Below are 3,197 nucleotides of genomic sequence, written 5' to 3' on the forward strand. Positions count from 1 at the left end.
GGCGCCGTCCTGGTTGACGGCCGAACCGCGCACCACACCCCAGATCCGCCGCCCGTTGCGCACCGCGTCCGACAGCCGCTCCAGCACCAGCACACCGGCACCTTCCGCGAACCCCGTGCCGTCGGCGGCTGCCGCGAAGGACTTGCAGCGGCCGTCGGGAGCGAGGCCGCGCTGCCGGGAGAAGGCGGCGAAGGCGTGGGGGACCGCCATCACCGTCACCCCGCCGGCCAGCGCGAGGGAACTCTCGCGAGAACGCAGGGACTGGGCGGCCAGATGCAGGGCGACCAGGGAGGAGGAGCAGGCCGTGTCGACGGTGACCGCCGGGCCCTGCGCGCCGAGGAAGTACGAGACCCGGCCCGACAGCACGCTCGCCGCGCCCCCGGTGAGGATGAAGCCCTCAAGGCCGTCGTTGGGGTCCTCGCGGTCGGCGCCGTAGTCGTGGAAGGCGATGCCCGAGAAGACGCCGACGGGCTGCTCGTGCAGGGTGGCCGGGTCGATGGCGGCCCGTTCCAGGGCCTCCCAGGTGATCTCCAGCATCAGCCGCTGCTGCGGGTCCATCGCGAGTGCCTCGCGCGGCGAGATGCCGAAGAAGGCCGCGTCGAACTGGTCGGCGTCATGGAGGAACCCGCCCTCGCGGGAATAGCTCGTACCGGGGTGGTCCGGATCCGGGTGGAAGAGGTTCTCCAGGTCCCAGCCACGGTTCACCGGGAACTCGGAGATGCCGTCACCGCCGGAGGCGACGAGGTCCCACAGCCCCTCCGGGGACGTCACCCCGCCCGGATAGCGGCAGGCCATGCCCACGATCGCGATCGGCTCGGAGCCGGCGGCGACGACCCGGTCGTACTGCTCCTTCAGACGCGTGTTCTCCTTCAGGGAAGCACGCAGGGCATCGACTATTTTCTCGTTCTGAGCGGCCATCATGTCCTCGTCTCTCAGCTCTCGGTCACTGTTCGGTGCCGCCCAGGGCGCGTTGCACTAGTCCGTCGATGTCCATCGAGTCGATCTCGTCGAGCTCGTCCGCCACGCTCGCCGTCGCCCCGGACTGGGAGACCGGGGTGAGCGACTCGGTCCGCGCCAGGGAGAACAGGGCGTCGAGCACACCCGCCTCGCGGAAGCGGTCGAGGGGGACCGAGGCCAGGACGCGCCGGAGGTCCTCCTCGTCGCCCTCCGGTTCCTCGGCGTCGGTGCCGGCCAGCGTCTCGTGCAGGAAGTCCACGAGGGCCGCGGGGGACGGGCAGTCGAAGACGAGCGTGGCGGGCAGGCTCTCGCCGATGGCAGCCGCCAAGGTGTTGCGCAGGGTGACCGACGACAGCGAGTCGAAGCCCATCTCCTGGAATGCCTGCCGCGGCTTGACCTCCTCCAGGTCCGTGTGGCCGAGGGCCGCGGCGGCCCGTTCGCGGACCAGCTTCATCAGGGCCCGCTTCTGGTCCGCCTCGGAGAGGCCCGCGAGACTCTGTACGAGCGCGGAGCCCGCCTCGGCCTCGTCCGCAGCCGCCTCGACAGCGGCCTCGGCGAGTCGCCGTACCTCGGGCAGGTCCCCCAGCAGCGGGCTCGGCCGCACCGAGGTGAACGCCGGTACGAACGCCGACCAGTCGATGTCGGCGACGGCCACGACGCCGTCGTCGGACCGCAGCGCGGCGGCCAGCGACGTCATCGCGAGGTCCGTGGAGATCGGCAGCACACCACGGCGGCGGAGCTGCTCCTGGACCGCCGGATCGGCGGCCACTCCGATGCCCTCGACCACACCCCAGGCCACCGAGGTCGCGGCCAGGCCACGCTGCCGGCGGTCCTCGACCAGGGTGTCGAGGAAGGCGTTGACCGCGCCCGTGACCCCCTGCCCGCCGCCGCCCCAGACACCCGCGGCCGAGGAGAACACCACGAACGCGTCGAGGGGACGGTCGCCCAGCAGCTCGTCCAGGTACAGCGCGGCGTCGGCCTTCACGCGCAGCGCCTTGCCGAGTTCGTCCACGTCGGTGGAGGCGACCGGCAGCATCCCGGCGGAGTCGACGGTGTGCACGACGGCCGTCAACGCGGGCCGCCCGGCCGGGTCGGCCAGCAGCTCGGCGACACCGGCACGGTTGGAGATGTCCGCCGTGGACACCGACACCCCGACGCCCAGTCCGGTCAGCTCGGCCACGAGATCCTGTACGTCCGACGCGTCGGGATCCCCGTCCACGGTGAGCAGCAGATGCTCGGCGCCGGCCAGGGCCAGCCGACGTGCCGCGTGCCGCCCCAGGCTCTCGGTGCCACCGGTGACCAGTACGGTGCCGCGCGGCTGCCAGTCGGCCTGGCGCGGCTCGTTCCGCAGCGGGCTTTCCAGCAGGCGCCGCGCGAACACACCGGCCGAGCGCACCGCGACCTGGTCCTCCCCGCTCGCCCCGCCCAGCACGCCGAGCAGCGCCCGCACCGTACGGTCGTCGAGCGTTTCGGGGAGATCGACCAGCCCGCCCCAACGGTCCGGATGTTCCAGCGCCACCGCCCTGCCGAGCCCCCAGACGACCGCCTGCTCCGGGGCGCGCAGCCGGTCCGCGGGGCCGACCGACACCGCGCCGCTGGTCACGGACCACACCGGCAGCCCCACCGTGCCCGCGCCCAGGGCACGCAGCAGAGCGAGCGTGGCGGCCGTGCCCTCGGTCAGCGCCGGGGACTCCGGGCGGGTACGGCGGTCCAGCGCGAGCAAGGACAGTACGCCGGTGAACTCCCCGTCCCCGGCGAGGACTTCGCCGAGGGCATCGGCGGGATCCTCCCCGTGGGCCGCGTCGAACTCCAGCAGCCGGGACCGCCGGCCCTGACCGTCCAGAGCGCTCATGATCCGGGCGACGCCCTCGTCCTCCGCGGCTCCCGGCGGCGCCAGCACCAGCAGCGCTCCGCCGGGAGTCCCCGTGCTCGCGTGCGGGACCGGCGTCCACCCCACCCGGTACCGCAGACGGGTCACCTCGGCTCGCTCGTCGCGCCCACGACGCCAGGACGCCAGGACACCGAGAGCGGTGCTCAGCGCCGCGACGGAATCCGTCCCGGACTCGGCGTCCATCCCCAACGTCCGGGTGAGAGAGGCCAGATCCTCACGGTCCACCGCCGCCCAGAAACGTGCCTCGACATCGCCGCTCTCCGCCGCCTCGGACTCCGCGCTCCGCGCCTCTTCCAGCCAGTAGCGGTGGTGTTGGAAGGCGTAGGTGGGGAGGTGGGGGGTGGTGGTG

At 73.1% G+C, this 3,197-nt stretch carries 2 protein-coding genes; both read right to left on the reverse strand.

The annotated features are described in order from the left end of the window. The coding region (locus tag ADK36_RS08070) for a beta-ketoacyl synthase N-terminal-like domain-containing protein (protein WP_234329713.1) at nt 1-918 on the reverse strand (918 nt) is incomplete at its 3' end. Between the two features lie 25 nt (nt 919-943). Beyond that, nucleotides 944-3,197 (reverse strand): KR domain-containing protein (locus tag ADK36_RS08075; protein ID WP_048587555.1); only part of this gene is annotated, 2,254 nt, incomplete at its 5' end.

This window comes from Streptomyces viridochromogenes, from assembly GCF_001270495.1.
GTDB classification, from domain to species: Bacteria; Actinomycetota; Actinomycetes; order Streptomycetales; family Streptomycetaceae; genus Streptomyces; species Streptomyces viridochromogenes_A.